This window comes from Actinopolymorpha pittospori, from assembly GCF_014873875.1.
In the GTDB taxonomy this organism is placed as follows: domain Bacteria; phylum Actinomycetota; class Actinomycetes; order Propionibacteriales; family Actinopolymorphaceae; genus Actinopolymorpha; species Actinopolymorpha pittospori.
The window spans coordinates 665,909-686,861 of the sequence record NZ_JADBEM010000001.1; the positions used below are offsets into that span (position 1 = coordinate 665,909).

Annotated in this window: 18 protein-coding genes and 1 pseudogene; 11 read left to right on the top strand and 8 right to left on the bottom strand. The window is 67.2% G+C overall.

Going from position 1 to position 20,953, the window contains the following annotated elements:
• Nucleotides 1-70: 70 nt before the first annotated feature.
• The 4 genes from HEB94_RS03020 to HEB94_RS03035 all read left to right on the top strand — a co-directional run bounded on the left by HEB94_RS03020 (nt 71) and on the right by HEB94_RS03035 (nt 3,904).
• Nucleotides 71-418, top strand: coding sequence for a MerR family transcriptional regulator (locus tag HEB94_RS03020; protein ID WP_192748537.1), 348 nt, complete (start codon nt 71-73; stop codon nt 416-418).
• Between the two features lie 1,237 nt (nt 419-1,655).
• Nucleotides 1,656-1,877: a hypothetical protein gene (locus tag HEB94_RS03025; protein ID WP_192748538.1), complete on the top strand. Its 222-nt coding sequence runs from the start codon at nt 1,656-1,658 to the stop codon at nt 1,875-1,877.
• Nucleotides 1,850-2,530, top strand: coding sequence for a hypothetical protein (locus HEB94_RS03030; RefSeq protein ID WP_192748539.1), 681 nt, complete (start codon nt 1,850-1,852; stop codon nt 2,528-2,530). Before HEB94_RS03025 ends, HEB94_RS03030 begins: the two co-directional genes overlap by 28 nt.
• A gap of 459 nt (nt 2,531-2,989) precedes the next feature.
• A complete protein-coding gene (locus tag HEB94_RS03035) occupies nt 2,990-3,904 on the top strand; it encodes an MBL fold metallo-hydrolase (protein ID WP_192748540.1) in 915 nt (304 codons plus the stop codon).
• A gap of 376 nt (nt 3,905-4,280) precedes the next feature.
• On the opposite strand, the gene HEB94_RS03040 is transcribed toward HEB94_RS03035, so the two are convergent.
• Together HEB94_RS03040 and HEB94_RS03045 are read right to left on the bottom strand one after the other, a co-directional pair.
• Nucleotides 4,281-5,186 (bottom strand): phytanoyl-CoA dioxygenase family protein, encoded by a 906-nt coding sequence (locus tag HEB94_RS03040; protein ID WP_337917446.1) that lies wholly within the window; start codon nt 5,184-5,186, stop codon nt 4,281-4,283.
• Between the two features lie 40 nt (nt 5,187-5,226).
• Nucleotides 5,227-7,170, bottom strand: coding sequence for an ABC transporter substrate-binding protein (locus tag HEB94_RS03045; RefSeq protein WP_337917447.1), 1,944 nt, complete (start codon nt 7,168-7,170; stop codon nt 5,227-5,229).
• 313 nt (nt 7,171-7,483) lie between these two features.
• Here HEB94_RS03045 and HEB94_RS03050 point away from each other — a divergent pair, with 313 nt between their 5' ends.
• The 4 genes from HEB94_RS03050 to HEB94_RS03065 all read left to right on the top strand — a co-directional run bounded on the left by HEB94_RS03050 (nt 7,484) and on the right by HEB94_RS03065 (nt 12,225).
• Nucleotides 7,484-8,317 (top strand): helix-turn-helix transcriptional regulator, encoded by an 834-nt coding sequence (locus HEB94_RS03050; protein WP_192748541.1) that lies wholly within the window; start codon nt 7,484-7,486, stop codon nt 8,315-8,317.
• A 686-nt stretch (nt 8,318-9,003) separates the two neighbouring features.
• A complete protein-coding gene (locus HEB94_RS03055) occupies nt 9,004-10,320 on the top strand; it encodes an ABC transporter substrate-binding protein (RefSeq protein WP_192748542.1) in 1,317 nt (438 codons plus the stop codon).
• Nucleotides 10,321-10,327: 7 nt separating this feature from the next.
• A complete protein-coding gene (locus tag HEB94_RS03060) occupies nt 10,328-11,305 on the top strand; it encodes a carbohydrate ABC transporter permease (protein ID WP_337917448.1) in 978 nt (325 codons plus the stop codon).
• Nucleotides 11,302-12,225 (top strand): carbohydrate ABC transporter permease, encoded by a 924-nt coding sequence (locus HEB94_RS03065; RefSeq protein WP_192748543.1) that lies wholly within the window; start codon nt 11,302-11,304, stop codon nt 12,223-12,225. The genes HEB94_RS03060 and HEB94_RS03065 overlap by 4 nt, the downstream gene beginning before the upstream one ends.
• Here the strand turns inward: HEB94_RS03065 and HEB94_RS03070 are convergent.
• Complete coding sequence (locus HEB94_RS03070) at nt 12,142-12,951, bottom strand: FadR/GntR family transcriptional regulator (protein WP_192748544.1); 810 nt, start codon at nt 12,949-12,951, stop codon at nt 12,142-12,144. The two genes, HEB94_RS03065 and HEB94_RS03070, sit on opposite strands and share 84 nt — an antisense overlap.
• A 367-nt stretch (nt 12,952-13,318) precedes the next feature.
• Here HEB94_RS03070 and HEB94_RS03075 point away from each other — a divergent pair, with 367 nt between their 5' ends.
• The 3 genes and pseudogenes from HEB94_RS03075 to HEB94_RS03085 all read left to right on the top strand — a co-directional run.
• Entirely contained in the window at nt 13,319-13,495 is a 177-nt protein-coding gene (locus tag HEB94_RS03075) for a hypothetical protein (protein WP_192748545.1), read from the top strand.
• Nucleotides 13,486-13,980: a hypothetical protein gene (locus HEB94_RS50085; protein WP_238361397.1), complete on the top strand. Its 495-nt coding sequence runs from the start codon at nt 13,486-13,488 to the stop codon at nt 13,978-13,980. Before HEB94_RS03075 ends, HEB94_RS50085 begins: the two co-directional genes overlap by 10 nt.
• 49 nt (nt 13,981-14,029) lie before the next feature.
• A pseudogene (locus tag HEB94_RS03085) lies at nt 14,030-14,236 on the top strand (IS1380 family transposase); the annotation flags it as partial.
• 30 nt (nt 14,237-14,266) lie between these two features.
• Here the strand turns inward: HEB94_RS03085 and HEB94_RS03090 are convergent.
• The 5 genes from HEB94_RS03090 to HEB94_RS54240 form a co-directional block, all read right to left on the bottom strand.
• Entirely contained in the window at nt 14,267-16,045 is a 1,779-nt protein-coding gene (locus HEB94_RS03090) for a glycoside hydrolase family 16 protein (RefSeq protein WP_192748546.1), read from the bottom strand.
• A 1,342-nt stretch (nt 16,046-17,387) separates the two neighbouring features.
• On the bottom strand, nt 17,388-18,179 hold the full coding sequence (locus tag HEB94_RS03095) for an alpha/beta fold hydrolase (RefSeq protein ID WP_192748547.1): 792 nt from the start codon (nt 18,177-18,179) through the stop codon (nt 17,388-17,390).
• A 126-nt stretch (nt 18,180-18,305) separates the two neighbouring features.
• On the bottom strand, nt 18,306-18,908 hold the full coding sequence (locus tag HEB94_RS53295) for a heterodisulfide reductase-related iron-sulfur binding cluster (RefSeq protein ID WP_202896080.1): 603 nt from the start codon (nt 18,906-18,908) through the stop codon (nt 18,306-18,308).
• 319 nt (nt 18,909-19,227) lie between these two features.
• Nucleotides 19,228-20,184: a FadR/GntR family transcriptional regulator gene (locus HEB94_RS03105; protein WP_238361398.1), complete on the bottom strand. Its 957-nt coding sequence runs from the start codon at nt 20,182-20,184 to the stop codon at nt 19,228-19,230.
• Nucleotides 20,185-20,232: 48 nt separating this feature from the next.
• Entirely contained in the window at nt 20,233-20,841 is a 609-nt protein-coding gene (locus HEB94_RS54240) for an alkaline phosphatase family protein (RefSeq protein WP_420481509.1), read from the bottom strand.
• Nucleotides 20,842-20,953 lie beyond the last annotated feature (112 nt).

Below are 20,953 nucleotides of genomic sequence, written 5' to 3' on the forward strand. Positions count from 1 at the left end.
TTGAAATCCCTCGGGCCCTGGTGCCGTACGGCACCAGGGCCCCCTCGACGTGTCCAGCAAAGGGGTGTGAGTGACTCCAGCAACCCGATCGAATGTTGAGGGCAGATTCGACGATGACGACTATCCCGCCTACACCATGGGTCGTGCCGCGGAGATGATCGGCGCCACGCCCGCCTTCTTGCGGGCCGTCGGCGAAGCCGGGCTCATCGTCCCGTTGCGGTCCGAGGGCGGCCACCGCCGTTACTCCCGCTACCAGTTGCGCATTGCCGCCCGTGCCCGCGACCTCGTTGACCAGGGCACCCCGATCGATGCCGCCTGCCGCATCGTCATCCTCGAAGACCAACTGGAAGAAGCGCAGCGGCTCAACCAGGAACTGGGCCGACCAGCGACCGACCCGAACCAGCCCAGCAATTCCTGACGCGGCCAGCGTGCCTCACCCACCCCCGCGGCCCTCGAGATAAGCGAAGCCCAGCGAATATGCCTGCTCTCCGGTCCAGAGAGTGAACACTTCTATGCCCGTCTCCCAAACCACAGGATGGCGGGCTACTGACTCTTCCCAAGGGAGTGAAGACCCTGGTCCCGGTGGCCTGACCGCGCTGCTTCGCACCGCTGGTGATCCACACCCACGCAACGCCAACCCACACTGCGCTCCCGCCCCCTCCCGACCGCTCCTCCCGGCCGCCCCTCCCGGCTGATCCACGTCCCTCGCCTTCTCTCCCTGCGCCCACCTGCCGGTCCGGCGTCACGGCCTGATTACTGTCGGGAAGGTGAGAGGCGCGAACCACGGGGGTGGGTGCGATGCCGCATGGGACATGTCGCCGCGCGTTCAACGACGCGGTTGAGGCGGCTGGCGGCCGGGACAACCTCACAGAACGTGACTTGCAAATGATCCAGTTTGGGGTATACGCCGGCCTCGGCGCCGCCAGCGACCTACTCGCCGAGAGCTTGCGCGAGCGGGTCGACTAGCGTCACGCGGCGGCCTGCCGGCGGCGGCCGACGGCCCGTGACTTGGGGCTCTGGTTGACCCTACCTTGACCAAGCTTGACAAGTCTCGCTATGTGAGACGTGGATGGCCGCCTACGCCGGAAGTCGGGGTCAAGCGCAGGCGGCCGTCAGAGGGTGTGCAGGACCCGTTCGCAGGTCTACGTACCCGCAGCAAGGCCAGTGGGTGGTCGGGCCCAAGTCACACGGCTCAGGGCCTTTAGTCCCCTTGTCCGATGCCTGTGGATAGCCCTGTGGACTCCGGGGATCGCTCCAGCGGGCGGCAACTAGCGCGATCGCCGTCGTCGCGGTCGCTTTCCGACGCGACAGCAACTGACCGGGGCGTCGAGGGTCTCGCGTGATGGCGTTGCCGAACGACGACTGCTCCAGTTCAGCTGGGCCTACGAACGCTCATCTCGCCCGGCTCGACACGGCCGACTGACCGCGACGCCGGTGCCGAATCCCTCCCCCGGGGGACATGGGTGGCCCCCTGACGGGGGAGGCCCGTGGGCCTGGCTTCTCAGCAGACTCCTGATCACGGGTACGACGAGGAGCGGGGATGCGACATGGACCGGAAGCCGGTCATCGGGGCGCGGTGGAGCATCGTGTGAAGGGTCGCTGCGTACGGTGCGGCCTCGACGCTGTCGCTGTACCTGCTCGTCAAGGTGGTCTGGGTGCTCGCCGCGCTGGTGGGTCACGGCCCGGACGGGTTCGACGGCAGCGCCACCGACTGGGTGATCCTCAACACGGTGACCGTGGGGATGGCGGCGATCGGCATCGCGCTGGCCCTGGGGTTCGCTCAGCCCTGGGGTTCGCTCAGCCCTGGGGCCGCAGGATCCCGGCGGCGCCGCTGCTGTTCGTCGCCTGGGTGGGTGCGGGCTTCCTGGTTCCGCTGATCCCGTACCTGGTGCTCAGCGGCGTCCTCGCAGGTTCGGACAGCGACGAGTCCGGCGGCAGGGACGTGATGCCCACGTGGGAGGGGATCTTCGTCTCCATCGGCGTCGGAGGAATGGCGCTCGGCCTGGTGATCGCCCTTCCGATCTACCTGCGGGAACGGTTCCCACACACCTTCCTGGGACGGCGCGACGACGGACTGGCCCGCCCAGCGCGGAACCTGCTCGCCGTGCGGGCCGCACTGGTAGTGAGCTGCGCGCTGGGGGTGCTCTGGCTGTCCTGGACCTTCGGCGCGGGGTTCGGGCTCAACCCCGCTCACCGCGATCTGCTGGACTCGAACGCCCGGTTGCTGTTGGGCATCTGGGGCGTCGGGGCGATGATCGCCGCCTGCAGCGTTCACCTGCTCAGCCGTCGCCAGCCGGCCCGGCTTCGCCGGTGGATCCCCCTCACCCTAGCGTTCACCACCTCAGGATCGTTGTTCGCCTGGAACGCCTGGAAACTAGCCGCCGCGCTCCTGGGCCCCGGCGACTACACAACTCCGGAGTATTTCGTGGTCGCGCTGACCGAGTACGTCCTGGCGATCGGCGCGGGCGCCACCCTGCTAACCACCCTCCTGCGCACCCGGCGCTCCGTGCCGGCGAGGACATCAGCCTGACGCGAGGTGGCTTCTCGAGGCCGCCGAGGTGCTCGAACCAACGAGACGAGATTCCTTCAACCTCCAGGAACAAGGGAGTACAGGTTCACATGCGTACTTTGCTGGCGTCCACAGCCGCTGCGATCACCGCGCTGGTGATCGGCGCCGTGGTCACGGCGTCGCCGAACCTGTCAACGACCCTCCGGGTGTCGTGGCCGTCACCCCGGCCACCGCGAGTTCTGCCACCGCACCGGGAGGAGGCGTGCTGTTCGAGGACCATGGCCCGATCACTGCGCAGATCGGCGACCGGACCGAGTCCGACGGCCCCGGCGATGGCTCCGAAGTCAGCCCTCTCGCCTTCTCCCGCAGCGCCGCTGCGGATAGGACAAAGGGTGTCTGGTATGCCTGCCACACTGGCTCTCCAAGCTCCGCCCCGTCGGGCTAGCAGACCGATCCGCAAGCGAAAGGGATGATGCGGCAGTGAGTCACCGCGTTGCGCCGAATGTGGAGGTCGTCGACCTCGCGCCGGGTCTTTGGATCTGGCGGCTTGAGCATCCCAACTGGCAGGAGGGGTTTGACTGGCAGGAGGTGGTGACGAGCGTCTGCGTGGACGCAGGCGCCGAACGGTGGGTACTCGACCCTCTGCTCCCGCCGGAGGACGCGACCCAGGTTTGGGATCGGTTCGCCGAGCAACCGCCCACAGCGGTCGCGGTCCTCATTGCCGATCACATGCGCGAGACCTGGAGCGATCGCCACACATGGAGCGTCGATGCGCTGGTCGATCGATACGGATGCCGCGCCTTCGGCCCGAACACCTTTGATCCCGACATGATCGACAAGGTAGGCCCGGCAGAAGCCGAAGTGCAGAAGATCGTGCCCAGTCAGGAGCTGCCGGGAGGCCTGGCGCCTTTCCGGGATCCACGTGGCTGGCACGAGACGCCGCTCTACCTTCCACAACACCAGACGTTGGTGTTCGGCGACAGCCTCACGGAGCGAGCCGGATCCCTGAGGGTGTGGATGTCACCCACTCATGAGGAACGCGCTCTGCCTGACCTGCGCCGAATGCTGGACCTTCCGTTCGAGCGTGTGATCATCTCCCACGGTGAACCTGTCCACACCCGCGAGGCTTTTGAGCAAGCGCTGGAGCTCCCATCATGGCCGGCTTCATCGCTTCACATCGCCGCCTGGAACGGAGACCTCGAACAGGTCCGCAAACTTGTGGACAGAGGCGCTGACCTGACGGCGCGATCTGACGGCGACGAGCCGTACGGAAACTCCGACAAGACCCCGCTTGACTGGGCCGAAGCAGCGTCTCGCTCAGAGGCCAGGAAGCCCACGCACGACGACATCATCGCCTACCTCAAATCAGTAATGGAGGCGAAGGGCATGGCCTAGGAACTGCTCACCTCCCTTCTACGGCGTCGATGCCCAGACACTTTGCCTGCGCATCATCAAGCTCGGGCCGGCTGCCGGGCCCAGGCCCAGGGCACAGCGCGCTGCCTCACCGACTGCGCCATGGCCATCTGGGCCATCTCGGGTTCCTGGGCCTTCCTGATCCGCTCAGTCAACGCCTCGACCTGCGGGTTGGATGCGCGTTGCCCCGCCGTCCCCGTCCCCCTCCGTGAGCGCCCGGCCGGACACACACGACGCCCAGGACGTGGTCATAGAGCAGATGAAGTACGTCTGATGCTCGTCGAGACCGAGCAGTACGCGAGTTGCGTGCCATGGAGCCGGCGGAAATGGAGCAGGCGCAGGCAGGGATTGGCATCTGTCAGCAGATCAGCCCGCGCTTGGCGCCGGGGCCGTGTGCTACCGGCGCGTCGCCGATCCAGCGTTCGTCGATCGGCTCGGAGGCAAGCTGGTAGCGCGAGTCTGAGGACAGTCGGATCCGCTCGGAGCGGTTGTCGAGGCTGGCGTGGACGAGGTAGATGCTGAAGGTAAGGAGGTCGCCCGCCCGGAACTCCGTGGTCAGCCAGCGGCCTCCGAACTGCTCGCGCAGGCGCACCGGGTCGCGAGAAAGGGTGCCGTTGAACCGAGACCGCTCGTCGTCGCCGTCGACGTTCGTGCAGTAGGTGTCCACGTCGCGCAGGGCGTAGTCGTCCCGGATCTCCGTACGCCGGTGTGAGCCTTCCAGGACCATCAGGCCGCCCAAAGTGAAGTCGGCGTCACCGAGCGGCACCCACGCGGTACAGACGTGGTGGGTTCCGCGGCCCATGAAGACGACGTCCCCATGCGGCGCGGTCCCTCGACCTGGTGCCACTGCTCGCATCCAGGTGTAGTCGTAGTGGCGGACGGGCCCGCCGAGCAGGCGCTGGTAGAAGCCGAGCAACTGCTCACCGTACAACAGCCGATGGAGTACGGGATTGTCGTGCGCGAGGTCGGGCTTGAACGCGAGGGTCGAGTCCGCAGGTGCGACGGCGAGGTCGGCGGGATACGCCGGGTCAGTGAGCCCTTCGGCCGCGAGTCGGTCGGTGATGCTCCGTCGTGCCCGCAACACCGCGTCGGTGTCCAGGAAGCCAGGCAGGAAGAGATAGCCGTCCTCCTCCATCCGGTGCCGCAGCGTGTACGGATCGTCGACGACATCGGCCGAGCTTCGCAACTCGCCCAGCGACGAGGGCGCGAGGTCGAGGTCATGACCCTGCGCGGTGAGTCTGGGCCACGTTCTGGTCGCGTTCACTGCATCCTCCTCGAAGATCTTCGAAGTCTGGACCGGCGTGCTAGCTGTGCTCCTCCGGGTTGCTCCAGAACCACGCCTCCGGGTCGTAGATTGCCGGCACCGGGATGTCCCAGGTGTTGATCTGCCCGCCGAGGTAGAGGTTCGACCGTTGCGGGACGTTCTGCAGGTCCTCGTGCACCAGGATCACCTGCGGGTAGTCGGCCACCACACCGAGGAAGAACGGGCCCTCCTCGATGTGGATCCGGCACATCTGCCACAGCAACTCGTTGAGCTTGGTCGGATCGGTCTCCGTCCGCGCTTGCCCGTACAGTCGCCACAGCCGGTCGATCGGGCTGCCCTCGTCGGGCAGCACCCACGGTGGGTGCCGCTTCCAGGGATCGAGATCGCGTTCCTCCACAAGCTTCTTCGGGTCGCCGCTGCGGATGATGTACCCCTGCCCGTGCAGCGGCGCCCAAGTGTCGGGGATCGTGGGGATCACCCAGGACGGCCAGCTCATGATCCCGCCACCGCCGATCTCCCACGCGGTGTTGCTCATCAACTCGCCACGGCTCCACATGTCAGACCACGCGGTGGGCGGGACCGGGTTCATCTCAGTCCTGACACCGATCGCCTGCCAGTCCCGCCGGAGGAACTCGTTCTTGCGCACGTGTTCCTTCACCGCGTCGGCCGGATAGTCCAGACGTACGACGAGCTTGCTGCCGTCGGGTTTCTCGCGGAACCCGTCGCCGTCAGCGTCGACCACGCCGAGATCGTCGAGCATCGACGTCGCCTTCTTGGGGTCGTACGCGAGGTAGGAGTCACGCCAGGTTCGATAAACCTCCTGGCCCTGCCGGCCAGCCTGGAGACAGGGCGCCTTCGGGCTGAGCGTGCCGGTCGTCAGCTCGCCGCTGTTGAAGTACAGGGACTTGAGGACGTCCTTGCGGTTGTAGGCGTGTGACAGCGCCTGCCGGAACGCCGGTGTACGGATCAACTCACGCATCGCGGCGTCGGGATAGTCGTAGTTGAAGAAGAACAGGGATCCGCTGCCCGAACCGCTTCCCCAGAACCAGACCCGCAGGCCCGTCCGCGACGACGCCTCCTTAAGGCCCTGGACGTCACCGAGACCGATGGCGGAGTGCTGCCCCTCGGCGAAGTCGACCTTGCCCTCGGTGAACTGGAGCTTCCTCACCTCCTCGTCGGTCACCGCGTTCCAGACCATCTTGTCCATCAGAGGCAACTGGTTGCCGGCCCGGTCCACGCACCAGTAGTACGGGTTGCGTTCCCAGACGACGTTGCGCCCTTCCTTGTAGATCGCGAGCTTCCAGCCCGTCATCACCGGACAGTCGGGGTTCACGAGGAAGTCGGCCTTGCTGTCGTGAGTGGCGTACCAGTCCTTGGCGGTGACGGCACGGTTGTACTTCGGATGGAACTGCTTCAGGTAGTGGCGCGGCAGCATCCAGTCCGCTCCGACGCTGCGGTGGACGGTATCGGCCAGCCGGTCGGGGGTAAGTGGCGTCGGCGCGTCGAAGGAGATGACCAGCGTGTGCGCGTCAGGAGCCGACAGGCGGGCGACACCGCCCTTGCCCGACACCGCCTCGTCCGGCGGGACCTCCGGGTGGCTGGCGTCGAGGACCGTGTCCTCCCACCAGTACAAGATGTCGGCGGTTGACCACGGCGTACCATCCGACCACCGCAGTGACGTCCGAAAGTGGAACGTCCACTCCGACAAATCGGCGTTGGACTCCCAACTCTCGGCCAGACCAGGACCCACGTGCATGCCGTCGTTCAGCCAGCGCACGATCGAGTGGCCATACATATACTGCCCGATGGAGGCGTCGTTCGTGCCGCCGGCGACGAGCCGGCAGACCCCGCCATACCTACCGCCACGCTGCCAACGGTGCGGCACCACGTAGCGGTGGTCCGGCAGTCGCTTCGCCAGCGGCGGCAGGTCGCCCGCCTTCACCCGCCGAGCCAGCATCGGCGCCTCGTGAAGGGAGGCCGGCACCGGCAGAGGCTTGGTCGGCGAACCCCTTCCCCCACCCGGCTTCGGGGCCGTCCCGCCCCGTTTGGCGTCCGCACCGTCGCGAGCACAGGACCCGAGCGTGACCGCCGCCGCAGCGGCGGCGGACGCCCTCAGGAGACTGCGCCTGCTCAGGGCCGGTCCGTCCGTCATTGTCATCCCCACACCACCCCGGATTGGCTTTTCCTACAATGCGCCGTGTCGAGTCTCCTCTGTACGCACATGGCGAGACATGGACAAACCGGTCTCATTCTTGGACTTTCACAACGCCTGACGGCACCGAGGACGGGAGGACCAGATGGACGGCTGGGCCCACTACCTCACACCGACCGCGGCGCAGCGCAGGTTGGGGATGGTCTGCCTCGGCGCCGGCCACAAACGCGAGGACGATCCGTGCCCGCCGCGGGTCCTGACGTCCTATGCGGCAGTGTTCGTCGTCGAGGGTCGCGGGTGGTTGGAGTGGGGACACGGCCCCCGCCGCGCCGAGCTCTCGGCGTCGTCGCTGTTCTGGCTCTTTCCCGGCGTCCCCCACACCTACGGACCGCACGGCGCCGGTTGGCAGGAGATCTGGCTGCTCTTCGAGGGACCGGCCGCGGCAGCGTACGAGGAGCTCGGCTACCTGTCGAGGTCAGAGCCGGTCGTCCGGCTCGCCGACCCGTTTCCTGCCCGCGCCGCGCTGGACCGGCTTCTCGACAGGTGCCGCCAGGAACGACCCGGCACCGAGGTCGAGGCCGCGCACGCCGTCCATTCGCTGATCCTTGGAGTCCGGAACAGCCGCAGCAGCCAGGACAGCGACGGTGACACCGCGGTCCTCGCCGCCCTACGGGAAGGTGCGTGTAGACCGCTGTCAGTACACGAACACGCGCACCGGCTCGGGCTCTCACTGGCATCGCTCCGCCGGGCGGTCCGCCGGGGTGGTGGATGCTCGCCCAAGGAGTACGTGCTGCGGATCCGGCTCAACCGAGCCAAAGAGCTCCTCGCCGAGTCCGACCTCACCATCGCCGAGATCGCGCGGAGGGTCGGTCACGACGACGCGGCATACTTCACCCGCATGTTCAGCCGACGCGCCGGCATGCCTCCTGGCGCCTTTCGCCGCCAGCAGCGGCGTCCCCGCCAACCGTCGGCCAGGTGACCTGTGGGTCGGCATGCGGCACTCCGCGACTGCGACCCGGCAGAAGCTGGCCGTGAAGATCGGCGAGCGCGGCCATGACGTGGTCGACTCCGCCCACGCTCGAGGCGGGGACGATCGCGCCACCAGACGGTGCGGGTCTCGGCGCCGAGCTAGTTCCCGGCCTGTTGCGCCGAACGGGGACTACCGTCCACACCACTACGGTGTCGCGGGCTTGGACGGTATAAGCCGATCCCGAGCCCGAGTACCGCGTAGACCTACTGCGGTCATAGCCCTCTGATCGTCAGGCGCCCACGACACTGGTGGCGGAGGCGGCGACCTCGACCGGATGGTCCAGCTCGCCCTGCGGCTGCTGTGGACCGACCGCGAGCACCCCGAACAGGCGAGGCCACCGACGACCCCCGCAGGGGCGCCGGCACCGGGTCTAGCGCCGGGAGGGCGAGCCCTGCCCGGCGCTGCCGTACGCCGATCCTGCAAGCTCGGACCCGCCGGACAGGAGCGGGTGACCTTCTCGTGTCCGAACTGCCAGCCGGGCGGACCACTGTCAACCTGAGCTTGCATCCATCTGGGGTGGCCGTCAGGTGGGCGGCGCAGCGCCCGCGATCTGTTCATTGCCAAGGCGACAAATATGACTTAATGTGTGCGTCCGAGTCACAGCAGTGCGCCCATTCCCGGATCGGGAGGTCCAGATGGCGACGGTCAGGACTCCACGCTCGACCGCGGCCCTGCTGCTTGCCTGCGCCCTTGTCGCCGTCACGTTCGCGGCCTGTGCGGGCTCCGGAGGCTCCGGCGAGCCCTCGAAGGGGTCGGTCAAACTCACCATGAGCGCCTGGGGCGGCGACGTCGACAAGAAGGTCTACGAACAACGGCTCGCCCTCGCGCACAAGAAGTACCCCAACATCACCGTGCAGCTCCAGATGGCGCCCGGCGGCGAGGACTACTCCCAGAAGATCTCCACCGCCATCGCCGGTGGCAAGGGCCCCGACATCCTCGAGCTCGCCGAGCAGACGTCGGCCTTCGCGAGCAAGAACCAGATCCTGCCCCTCGACGAACACATCCGAGAGAGCAAGCTCGACCTCGGCGCCACCTTCGGTGAAACCACGTCGAAGATCTTCGCCCATGACGGCAAGCAGTACGCCATCCCCGACCGATCGGGCGCGATGGTGCTCTATTACAACAAGAAGCTCTTCGATGCCGCGGGGGTGAGCTACCCCAGTGCCGACTGGACCTGGAACGACCTGCTCTCGGCGGCACAGAAACTCACGGTCCGACAAAGCGGAGAGGTCACGCAGTGGGGCTTCGCCACCATCAACTGGTGGCCCTACTGGATGACCTTCATGTACCAGAACGGCGGCCGGGTCCTCGACGACAGCGGCAGACCGGACATCGACAGCCCCCAGAACGTCCAGGCGATGCAGTGGTACAACGACCTCGCCTGGAAGCACAAGGTGTCGCCGACGCCGCGCGACTTCGCCAACTACGGCCAGGGGGTCGGTCCCGACCAGCTGTTCGCCCAGGGCAAGCTCGCCATGGAGATCACCGGGTTCTGGAACATCGCCGCCGCCAACAGCGTCAAGGGCCTGGACTGGGACATCTCGCCGCTCTGGCACGGCAGGCAGCCGGCGACCAGCGCCTTCTTCAACGGTCTGGCGATCTCCCGGACGTCGAAGTACCCGGCCGACGCGTGGAAGGTCATCGAGTTCATGGCCAGCCAGGAGGGTCAGCGCCCGATCATCGACAACGCCGAGGACGCACCCGCCAACCTCCAGGTGCAGCAAAGCGACGCGTTCCTCAAGCCGAAGTGGTCCAGTCGGACCGTCAACATGGGCGCGTTCGCCGAGTCCTCCGACGCGATCTTCGTCCCGCCGCTCACGCCGCAGTGGAACGAGATGCTCAAGGTGTGCACCGACAACATCGACCTGATGATGAACAACAAGGTCGAACCCAAGAAGGCGCTGGCCACGATCCAACAGCGCCTCGAGCAGGTCATGAGCCAGGGCGGCTGAGGAGGGCGTGAACGTCGATTCCAGGTCCAGCCCGGCCCCCGCACACGTGTCGGTGGCCGGTGCCACGCGGGCGAGACCCACGCCCCGCCCGCGTTGGACCCAGACCCGTCGCGAGGCCATGTGGTTCTACGTGCTGGTCTCACCGTGGATCGTGGGCTTCCTCGTCTTCCTCGCCGGTCCCCTGCTCGCCTCGCTGTACCTCAGTCTCACCGACTACGACCTCCTGACCACCCCACACTGGGTCGGCCTGGCCAACTACGTACGGATGTTCTCCGAAGATCCGTTGTTCTGGAAGGTCCTCGGGAACACCACCTTCTACACCTTCGTGAGCGTCCCGCTGGCGACCGTCATCTCGGTCGCTCTCGCCGCCCTGCTCAACAAGCCGCTTCCAGGCATGCGGGTTTACCGGACGATCGTCTACCTGCCCGCACTCGTCCCGCTGGTGGCAAGCGCGATGCTCTTCGCCTGGGTCCTTGCACCCGACGCGGGCCTGATCAACAGGGCGCTCGCCCTGGTCGGTGTCCGCGGCCCGGCCTGGCTGCTGAGCGAGACCTGGGTGATTCCCGCCCTGGTCCTGATGTCGATCTGGGGCGTGGGTACCGGTGTCGTGCTGCTCCTCGCCGGCATGCAGGGCATTCCCGGCGAGCTCCTGGAAGCGGCGACGATCGACGGTGCGAACGCGCGACAGCGCTTCTTCCGGATCGTCCTTCCGATGCTGTCGCCCGTCATCCTCTTCAACGTCGTGATGGGCCTCATCGGCGCGTTCCAGATATTCAGCCAGGTCTACATCCTGACCGGGGGCGGGCCCAACAACGCCAGTCAGATGCTGGTTCCGTATCTGTTCGAGGAAGGCTTCAAGAACTACCGGATGGGCTACGCCTCCGCGTTGTCGTGGGTCCTGTTCGCCGTCATCATGATCTGCACGGCGATCGTGTTCCGATCCTCCTCCCGCTTCCTCTTCTACGAATCGGAAGTGCGCCGATGACCGCGCCCCCCTCCAACACGACCGGACTCGCCGAGCCGATCGACCGCAGCCGCCGTCGAAGCTCCGCCGTGGGAGCGGTGCGAGTGCGCGACAGCGTAACCTCGTACGGCGTTCTCACGGTCGTGTCCGCGATTCTCGCGGCGCCGTTCGTGTTCATGGTGTCGATCGCGCTGTCCAGCGACGCCAGCGTGCAGAAGGCGGCGTTCACGCTGATCCCCCGGGAGTTCGAGGTCGGGAACTTCGTTCGCGTCCTGGCGTCCGACGCCCAGATGGGTCGGTGGATCCTCAACAGCCTGGTGATCGTGGTGTTCGCGTGTCTGGGGCAGATGTTCGTGAGTGCGATGGCGGCCTACGCCTTCGCGCGGTTGCGGGCGCCCGGCCGGTCGGTTCTGTTCGCCGTCCTGCTCAGCACGATGATGGTCCCCGCCGAGGTCACGATCATCCCGCAGTTCGTGTTGTTTCGCGGACTCGGCTGGATCGACACTCTCCTGCCACTGATCGTGCCCAGTCTCTTCGGCGGCGCCTACAACATCTTCCTGATGCGGCAGTTCGTCACGCGCATACCCAGCGAACTCGACGAGGCTGCCCAGGTCGACGGGCTCGGCTACTTCGGGATCTTCGTCCGGATCATCCTGCCCCTGATGAAACCCGTTCTCGTGGCGGTCGGCGTCTTCAGCTTCTCATTTTCCTGGGGCTGGTTCTTCGGGCCGCTCATCTACCTCAACACCGAGAGCAAGTACCCACTCGCGCTGGGGGTGCAGTTTCTCGCGGGTACGTCGACGAATGCGCAGACGCCGCCGTACAACCTCGTCATGGTGGGTGCGCTCTTCCTCACCCTACCGATGGCGGCGGTCTACTTTTTCAGCCAGCGCTACATCTACCAGGTCAATCTCAGCACCGGCAGCGCCGGGATCCGTTGACTCCACGGCCGGTTCGGCGTCCCCGTCCGGGTCGCCCAACCGGAGCCCGGACAGGTCCTTGACGGCCTGGTCGAGCAGGATCCTCATGCATCGTTCGGCTTTCGCCGGGCTTCCGCGGCGCACGGCGTCCAGGACGGCACGATGCGCCGGCAGCCGGTCTTCGGCGTCCCCGGCGTAGGCGAACTGGTCGCGTACGAAGAGCCCCGTCTCGATCACGACCTCCATGCGTTCCAGCAGTTCGTTGTGCGCCGCGCCCAGCAGCACCCGATGGAACCTCAGGTCGGCCGCGACCGCGGCCTCGGCGTCCTCCCCAGCCTCTGCCATCGCAGCCAGCGCATCATCAAGCGCCTGCAGATCCGCGTCGGTCCGCCGCTGCGCGGCGAGCCGGGCGCCGGCTGGTTCGACGATGCTGCGCACCTCGTGCAACATCTGGAAGAACCCCCCGTCCGAACGGCCCGCGAACTGCCATCGAAGAATGTCGGCGTCGAGCAGGTTCCAGTCTGTCCGCGGCCGGACGAAGGTGCCGCGCTTCTGCCGTGCCCCGACCAGCCCTTTGGCCTCGAGCACGCGCAGCGACTCCCGAACGACGGTCCGACTGATACCGAGCTCGCCCTCGAGCGCGGCGACGTCGATCGTCTGGCCCTCGCGCAGCGCTCCGGCGAGAATGCGGCGGCCGACGAACTCGACCATCTGGCCGTGAGCGCCACGCCCGTCGTATACGGCCATCGCTTGGCTCCGCAGGTTCTGGAGTGGGTTTCGTCAGAACCTATCCCGTCATCCATCTGCTGAGCTATCTCGTTCAGGGCTCGTACCCGATGTTGAGCTCCGCCGCGGAGACGTAGCCGCCGCCGCCGCCGTTTCCAGGGAACCGGATGCCGGAGTAGCGACGCGAGCGCCAGTCGCGCGCAGTGCATCGAAGAGCTCCCTCGCAACCTCCGGCTCGCTTTGCCACAGGTTGTTGCGTTCGCCCGGGTCGCTGGTCAGATCGTAGAGCTGGCCGCCCCGGTCCGGAGGGTAGACGTCTTGCGGCCTCGTTAACCATCCAGCCCATGCCGAGACCGAGGGGTTCCGCCGGCGCCTTCGTGAGCGCCTGATGCGGGAGCTGGAGGCGATGGACCACGCCGACCCCGAGCACGCGGCCGACCAGCTGCACCTGCTGATCGAGGGCACCCTGATGATGGGAGCGCCCCAGGACGACCGGCATCCCGCGCGCGCCGCGCACGACCTGGCAACCCTCGCCCTCGGGTGGGGAGGTGGGTCATGGCGGTGATCGAGGATGTTCGCGCACTGGGCTCGCAGCTCGAACGCTCCTATCCGGTCTACGTGCGCGGCCGGTTGAAGTTCCGGGTCAAGCAGATCGTCTACGTCGCGTTCTCCCTCGACGAGGCGGTGATGGAGTTCGCGTTCCCGAAACAGGAGCGCGGCGCGCTCGTCACCGGCCAGCCGGAGAAGTTCCGGCTGCCGTCGGACTCGGACATGCGGTTCAACTGGGTCCACGCGGAGCTCGCTGCGCTGGACCCGACCGAGGCCCGCGAACTCGTCGTGGACGCGTGGCGCCGCGGATCCCACCGGGCGCGCCACGCTGAGGATGAGGAACACATCCAGCCACCCCCGTCCTGCGAGCCGACAGAGCGAGCCACCCTGGATGCGAGCCGAGATCCTGGCGCACGCCGAGTGGTGGATCGGCAACCGCGATACGAGGCCACGCCAACTATCGTCCTCGGTCCTGGGCTCCTTGCCCCCCATGTTGCCTAGGGGTTGATGCACGACCTCTGCTGCCGCGGGGGCGGGACTGCCCTGGTGCTCTGACATCACCCACCGCCGGCACGCGGTCATCGAAACGGCGTTCGCTGACCTGATCGACGGGCCGCTGGAGCACTTGCCCTCAGGCCGGTTCGCCGCCAACAACGCCTAGGCAATCTGCGCCCGCAATCACCCACAACCTGCTCCGCGCTGCCGGCACCGTACCAGCCCCCAACACGCGGCCGCCCGCGGCGCGACCCTTCGCCGCCACACAAAGTCATCGGCCCCCGGATCGGGGCTAAGGGGCGAACACTCGCACGTAGTCGACGTAGAGATCGACCTGGTCGCGGTACTTCGAGGTGATGTTGATCGGCCAGCCGGAGCCGAGCGCGAGATTGATCATGAAGAACATCGGCGTATTCCCCTGGGGTGCCGTCGCGTGCCGCCAGATCTCCACGTGGTCGATGTAGTAGATCGTGTCGGTGGCTGTGACCTTCGCGCCGTAAACGTGCCAACCGGTGAACGTTGGGTTGTTGCTCGGAAACGCCACGTTGGTGCCTTCATGGATCTGCGGATCGGCGTTCCACAGGTGGTATGTGGCGTACGACTTGGTCTCCTGGTTGCCATACAGCTCCGTAACGTCGACCTCGACCGCAGCCAGCGACGGATCCCCCGTCGCAACCGGTGCCTGCGGCATCAGCCAGAAAGCGGGCCACGTGCCCTTACCGCCAGGCGCGAGCATCCGCGCCTCGAAGTACCCGTCCTGCACGGCGACGCCTGTGCCGTCGAAGCGAAGCGACGACAGCAGGCCGCCGAAGAACCTGCGGTCCCAGCCGCGCGGGTCAACCGTCCCGGCCGGTGTGCGGGTACTGCGTATCCGCAGGTACTGGTTGTTGACGATCGCGAACGGATTGTTCGGACCGGCCGGATCGGCGAAGATCGCGTCGCCGAACTCACCGCCACCGCTTGCCTCGTTGGGATCCGGCTTCTGCGCGGCGTACGTCGCGCCCGCTCCAGTGCGCGAGATCGACAGCGGACCGGTGAAGTCGTCGGCGTAGACCACGCGCATGCCCGTTGCCGGCGGTGGTGTGGTCGCCGGTATCCCTTCGTTGAAGGAAACCCCGCCGAGGTTGTTTAGCTGAAGGTAGAACGTATCGGAGTGAGCGAAGTTCGGGTCGCCGGGTGCACTGTCCCAGGCGCTCAGCATCACAGTGAGCGGTCCGCGCGGGAACGAACGCGCGGGAAACTTCACCCGGCCGAACCCGGTCTCGGGATCCGGGATGACGTTCTGGAACCAGCTGTCATAGACATCGGAGTGCGTCGCGTCCGGCTGGTGCTGGGCCCTGGCCCAGACGTTCTTCATTCCGGGCGCGTAGAAGTCGATGTGCTCTGTGCCGTGGATGGTTGAGCCGACCTCCGGGGAGACGACGCTGACCTGGAAGTGCGGATAGAAGTCGGCGAACGAAATCGCCACGTCGGACACCGCGACATCGGTCGGCGAGCGGCCAAACGCGGGATCCCAGGAGCTGATTCGGAAGTCGGCGCCGATCGTCTGCTGCCCGTTGAAATAGATGTCGGTCAGCTCGAAGGTGTGTGTACGCCACACGTTGCCTCCGGTCAGGGGAACGATCTCGGCGGTGACGTAGTCGCTCCTAGCGCCGGCGTAGTGGATGGTGAAGTTTCCCGGACCGGCGTCGAAGTAGACGACCTGGACCAGTGCGTTGCCGCCGGGCGCCGTCGGCTTGTAGCCGGGCGCGACCTTGAAGTAGATGAAGTCGTTTCCGCCCGCGCCGGTCGAGGTGGTCCAGCAGCCTACGCCGGCCCGCGTGGTCACGGTGCTCGCGAGCGCGCCGTTGCCGTCGCCGGGCGTCGCCGTCACGTTTTCCCAACCGGTCTGCTGCCAGGTGAGGTTGTCGTCCTTGCCGAGTCGTGCGTAGGCCGAGGTGACCTGGTTCGGGCGCTTGCGGGTCTTCCCGATGGTCGCGGGATCGACGCCGGTACTCGCCGCGGCGGCAGGTGCGGCCATGCCGCCCGCTAGTACGGCACTCGCGCCCAACGCGCCCGCAGCTCGGAACATGCTCCTGCGAGAGATCTCCTGACTCACGACAACCGCCCCTCTTCGCAGTGTTCACGGAAGCTAGAACTGGCTCTTCTAAGTCTCAATTGCGGCATATCGTGGCTACTTCAGGTTGAACGCTAACGCAGTAGGCCCGCGCGCTGGTGATGCCGTCATGGCCGAGAGCGGCCCCGGGCGACGGCAGGAGAGCACGCTTTGCGTGCCCTGGCGATGACCATCCGCTGCCGCTGCCCACCGGACAGTTCGTGGGGATAGGCGAGGAAGAAGCGCTCCGCGGGGTGCCAGGCGAGCGACTCAGGCGACACCATCACGGGGACTGCGCAACAGCCGTCGCGTCGCGAGCCCACGGGCCGAGTCTCTGCTGAGCATACTTGCGAGCGCTTCCGTTTCGTCGATGACACGATTCGCGGGCTCGAGGGCTTATTAAGAGGGCACCGCCCGCGGGTCCTGGTGCGTTACTGCACCGCCGGCGTTACTGACGCGTCCCTTGCTCCTCGATGCAGCTGGTGCACAGCCGCCGCGGTGGGTGGGTTGGTCGCCGGCCTCCGACTGAGAGGCCGGCGCGTACGGCAACGCGCAGCAGCCGGAGGCGATAGGAAGCGGCGGTGATGCCAAGGACCCGGCCCGCCTGGGGTGAGGTGAGGTCCTCAAAGACGGTGAGCGAAAGCGCCTCGCCTCCTGGTCAGCCTCGCTCAGTCGCCGCCATGCGGCCGCCAAGTCGATCCGCTGCGCGACGAGATCAGCGTCGAGTCCGTCCGCCAAGCCCGCCGACGACACCGCCTCGGCGACCCGAACGGCGAACGCATCACGTCGCTCCTGGCCCCGTTGGAGGCCGCCCGTGCCGACGTGTTCACCTTCATCGAGGTGAACTACAACCGCCGAAGGCTCCGCCGGTGCGTGCCAACCATGGCCAATGGACAAGGCACTGGTGGGCCTGCCTCAGGAAGTAGGATCCTGACGCAGGCGTCTCGTGGATGAGGTGCCCACACCTCGACCACCATCCAGCGTGCGGGTGGGACAAAACCCGCCCAGCGCCGATGGCGGGCCCGCCGTTGGTGTGCGTCGAGCCTTCGCCGGCGGGCCCGCTTTCACAGTCCCACCGCGGCTAGGACGTGTCACTCAAAACTCGGTGAGGGTTTCCACATGTCACTCAGGGACGAAACCGGTATCCGACTGCCGACCAGCCCAAAGGTTGTCGCATACCGGAAACGTTCCTGCCGATGGCTTCGGCGGGACTCTTAGCCACCGCCTGTAGGTGTGTCCCGCGCCAATCAATTTGTCACATGTCAAACCGTGAGTGTCTCCACACGGCGATGCCGATCATCGGCCTACCCCACCCACCTCAGGCGGTGAAGAACTCCTCCAGGACCGAGGCGAGGACCTCCGCTGGGACGACGTGGCCCTGTCCGTCCAGGACCCGATGCCGTCCATCCGGGATGATGTCGGCCAGCCGTTGACCGGTGGCGATCATCCAGTCCGGGCTGGCACCGCCGCTGATCACCAGCGTGGGGACGCACACCGCGGCAGCGACCTCGGCGGGCAGCGTGCCGCCCTGGGAGATGTCGCCCATCACCTCCGAGTCATAGGCAAGCGTGTGCGCTCTCGCCTCCATGCCGACCCAGTACGGCTCGGCCCGCATGCCTACGATCACCTCGTCCGGGACGCCCGTGATCGACAGGAAGAGGGCGACCGCATCACCCCGTCGCCCGTCGGCCAGGATCCGCCTGAGCTCCTCGCCGTACGTCCTGGCCGCCCGCCTGGCCTCCTCCGCGTCCGGCGTGTACGGCGCCTCGTGCAGCACCAGCCTGTCGATGGCCAGGCCCTGGCCGGCCGCGTGCAGGGCAAGGCCGGCGCCGGAGGAGTGGCTGTAGACCGACGCCGTACCACCCGCGGCTGCGATGAGGGCGGCCAGGTCCTCGACCTCCCGTTCGACCGCGTACGGCGCGGTGTCGCCGCTGTCTCCGCGGCCGCGGCGGTCATAGTTGAGCACGCCGGAGTACTCCGCGAGCGCCTCGGCCGTCCGCCGGGTCACAGCTCGGTCGCAGGTCGCCCCGCCGACCACGATCACCGGTCTCCCGCGGCCGAGCCAGTCGTAAGCGATCGGGGTGCCGTCGGCCGATGTCACCTTGTCCATGAAGACGTCCTTCCCACATGCGCGAGCAGATCTGCCAACGAGGTAGACCCGTGCCGCACCCCGAAGTCATCGGCGCTGGGCTCGGTCTCGATCGTTGAGCGGAAAGTTGTTGCAAGTGAGGGGCGGTCAAAGCAACGGCAGGCCGGTGAACAGCAGCGAGCAGGTCACGGTGAGGGTCCGGGGTCTCATACGCAGTCTCCCTTGGAGACCGCCTGCACACCACGGATCGAGGCGTCGAGAAGCTGCACCGGGTGGATGAGGGCACGCGCGCGTCGAGGTAGCGGCGGATCTGCAGCACGCAGCCCGCGTTGGCGGTAGCGACGACATCCGGCTCGTCGCCGCAACGTTCGCGACTTTGCGGCGGCCGAGTTCCTCGGCGGTCTCGGCCTGCACGAGGTTGAAGACGCCCGCCGAGCCGCAGCACAGTTCCGCCTCAGCGATGGCGTGCACCGCCAGGCCGGACACGGTCGCGAGCACCTCGCGGCGCTGGCGCCGGATGCCCTGCGTTGGCCAGGTGACAGGCGTCGTGATAAGCGACGCGGGCGTGGATGGGGTTCCGCGGCGCGCGCGGGGGAAGTTCGGCGAGTTCGCTGACGTCGCGTACCTTCGCGCCGCCCACTGCGCCCACTGCGCCCACTGCGGATCGTCGCGCAGCAGGTCGCCGTACTCCTGCTGGACCCCGGTGCCGGCTCGGCTTGTCTCGACCCCGAGCGCCGGCACAGCATTCACAGCAGGGTGTGTTTTCACAAGTGGCGCCCTGACTCACGGCTCCCCGCATCCTGCCCGGCCACCTTGTCGTCGTCGCGCGTAGAACCGCTACGGACCGCACGAGCCTGCATCGGCGACGACATCCAGACGAGCTACCCGACCAGCGACGACGTCGACCTGCGGGTCGCCGTGCTGCTGATTTCGGGATGCCAGGACGACCAGTTGTCACTGGACGGGCAACGCAACGGGCTGTTCACCCAGACACTTCGCCACGTGTGGAACGACGGATGGACCTCGCCTGGAAGCACAAGGTGTCGCCGACGCCGCGCGACTTCGCCAACTACGGCCAGGGGGTCGGTCCCGACCAGCTGTTCGCCCAGGGCAAGCTCGCCATGGAGATCACCGGGTTCTGGAACATCGCCGCCGCCAACAGCGTCAAGGGCCTGGACTGGGACATCTCGCCGCTCTGGCACGGCAGGCAGCCGGCGACCAGCGCCTTCTTCAACGGTCTGGCGATCTCCCGGACGTCGAAGTACCCGGCCGACGCGTGGAAGGTCACGGGATCCGTTGACTCCACGGCCGGTTCGGCGTCCCCGTCCGGGTCGCCCAACCGGAGCCCGGACAGGTCCTTGACGGCCTGGTCGAGCAGGATCCTCATGCATCGTTCGGCTTTCGCCGGGCTTCCGCGGCGCACGGCGTCCAGGACGGCACGATGCGCCGGCAGCCGGTCTTCGGCGTCCCCGGCGTAGGCGAACTGGTCGCGTACGAAGAGCCCCGTCTCGATCACGACCTCCATGCGTTCCAGCAGTTCGTTGTGCGCCGCGCCCAGCAGCACCCGATGGAACCTCAGGTCGGCCGCGACCGCGGCCTCGGCGTCCTCCCCAGCCTCTGCCATCGCAGCCAGCGCATCATCAAGCGCCTGCAGATCCGCGTCGGTCCGCCGCTGCGCGGCGAGCCGGGCGCCGGCTGGTTCGACGATGCTGCGCACCTCGTGCAACATCTGGAAGAACCCCCCGTCCGAACGGCCCGCGAACTGCCATCGAAGAATGTCGGCGTCGAGCAGGTTCCAGTCTGTCCGCGGCCGGACGAAGGTGCCGCGCTTCTGCCGTGCCCCGACCAGCCCTTTGGCCTCGAGCACGCGCAGCGACTCCCGAACGACGGTCCGACTGATACCGAGCTCGCCCTCGAGCGCGGCGACGTCGATCGTCTGGCCCTCGCGCAGCGCTCCGGCGAGAATGCGGCGGCCGACGAACTCGACCATCTGGCCGTGAGCGCCACGCCCGTCGTATACGGCCATCGCTTGGCTCCGCAGGTTCTGGAGTGGGTTTCGTCAGAACCTATCCCGTCATCCATCTGCTGAGCTATCTCGTTCAGGGCTCGTACCCGATGTTGAGCTCCGCCGCGGAGACGTAGCCGCCGCCGCCGCCGTTTCCAGGGAACCGGATGCCGGAGTAGCGACGCGAGCGCCAGTCGCGCGCAGTGCATCGAAGAGCTCCCTCGCAACCTCCGGCTCGCTTTGCCACAGGTTGTTGCGTTCGCCCGGGTCGCTGGTCAGATCGTAGAGCTGGCCGCCCCGGTCCGGAGGGTAGACGTCTTGCCCAGCGGGGTCGGAGAATCCGCCTGAGCCGGTCGTGAACAGAGCCTTGTACTCTCCGCGGCGCACCGCGAACGCACCGTTCGCACTGTGGTGCACGAGTTCCCGTTGAGGCAGTCGAGTCGCCTCGTCCGACTCAGCGACGTCTTCGGCCGCTGTGTCACTGGTGCTACTCGGCTCGCCGGTGAGATGGTCGAGAACGCTCCGGCCGTCCTCGGCGGCGGCGGCGATCGTCGGGAGGAGGTCCGTGAGGCACACAAGGTCGTCGACGACCCGGCCGGGCCGAATCCTTCGCGGCCAGCGCGCCACGAGCTGCTCGCGGTGGCCGCCCTCCCACGCAACCCATCGATCACCGCCCACTGCCCATCAGTCGTATCCGAGGGATTCCGAGATGGTCAACGCCCTCACCCGCCGCCCCAACGAACCCCAGGCAGGCGGCGTTGGTGACGGCGGCGGTTACGAGGGGGCACCC

Bases quoted from the DNA above. Each gene is read 5' to 3' on its own strand.
- HEB94_RS03050 (WP_192748541.1), top strand. From the start codon at position 7,484: ATGGACGGCTGGGCCCACTACCTCACACCGACCGCGGCGCAGCGCAGG.
- HEB94_RS03055 (WP_192748542.1), top strand. From the start codon at position 9,004: ATGGCGACGGTCAGGACTCCACGCTCGACCGCGGCCCTGCTGCTTGCC.
- HEB94_RS03065 (WP_192748543.1), top strand. From the start codon at position 11,302: ATGACCGCGCCCCCCTCCAACACGACCGGACTCGCCGAGCCGATCGAC.
- HEB94_RS03070 (WP_192748544.1), bottom strand. From the start codon at position 12,951: ATGGCCGTATACGACGGGCGTGGCGCTCACGGCCAGATGGTCGAGTTC.
- HEB94_RS03075 (WP_192748545.1), top strand. From the start codon at position 13,319: ATGCGGGAGCTGGAGGCGATGGACCACGCCGACCCCGAGCACGCGGCC.
- HEB94_RS50085 (WP_238361397.1), top strand. From the start codon at position 13,486: ATGGCGGTGATCGAGGATGTTCGCGCACTGGGCTCGCAGCTCGAACGC.
- HEB94_RS03090 (WP_192748546.1), bottom strand. From the start codon at position 16,045: ATGTTCCGAGCTGCGGGCGCGTTGGGCGCGAGTGCCGTACTAGCGGGC.
- HEB94_RS03095 (WP_192748547.1), bottom strand. From the start codon at position 18,179: ATGGACAAGGTGACATCGGCCGACGGCACCCCGATCGCTTACGACTGG.
- HEB94_RS03105 (WP_238361398.1), bottom strand. From the start codon at position 20,184: ATGGCCGTATACGACGGGCGTGGCGCTCACGGCCAGATGGTCGAGTTC.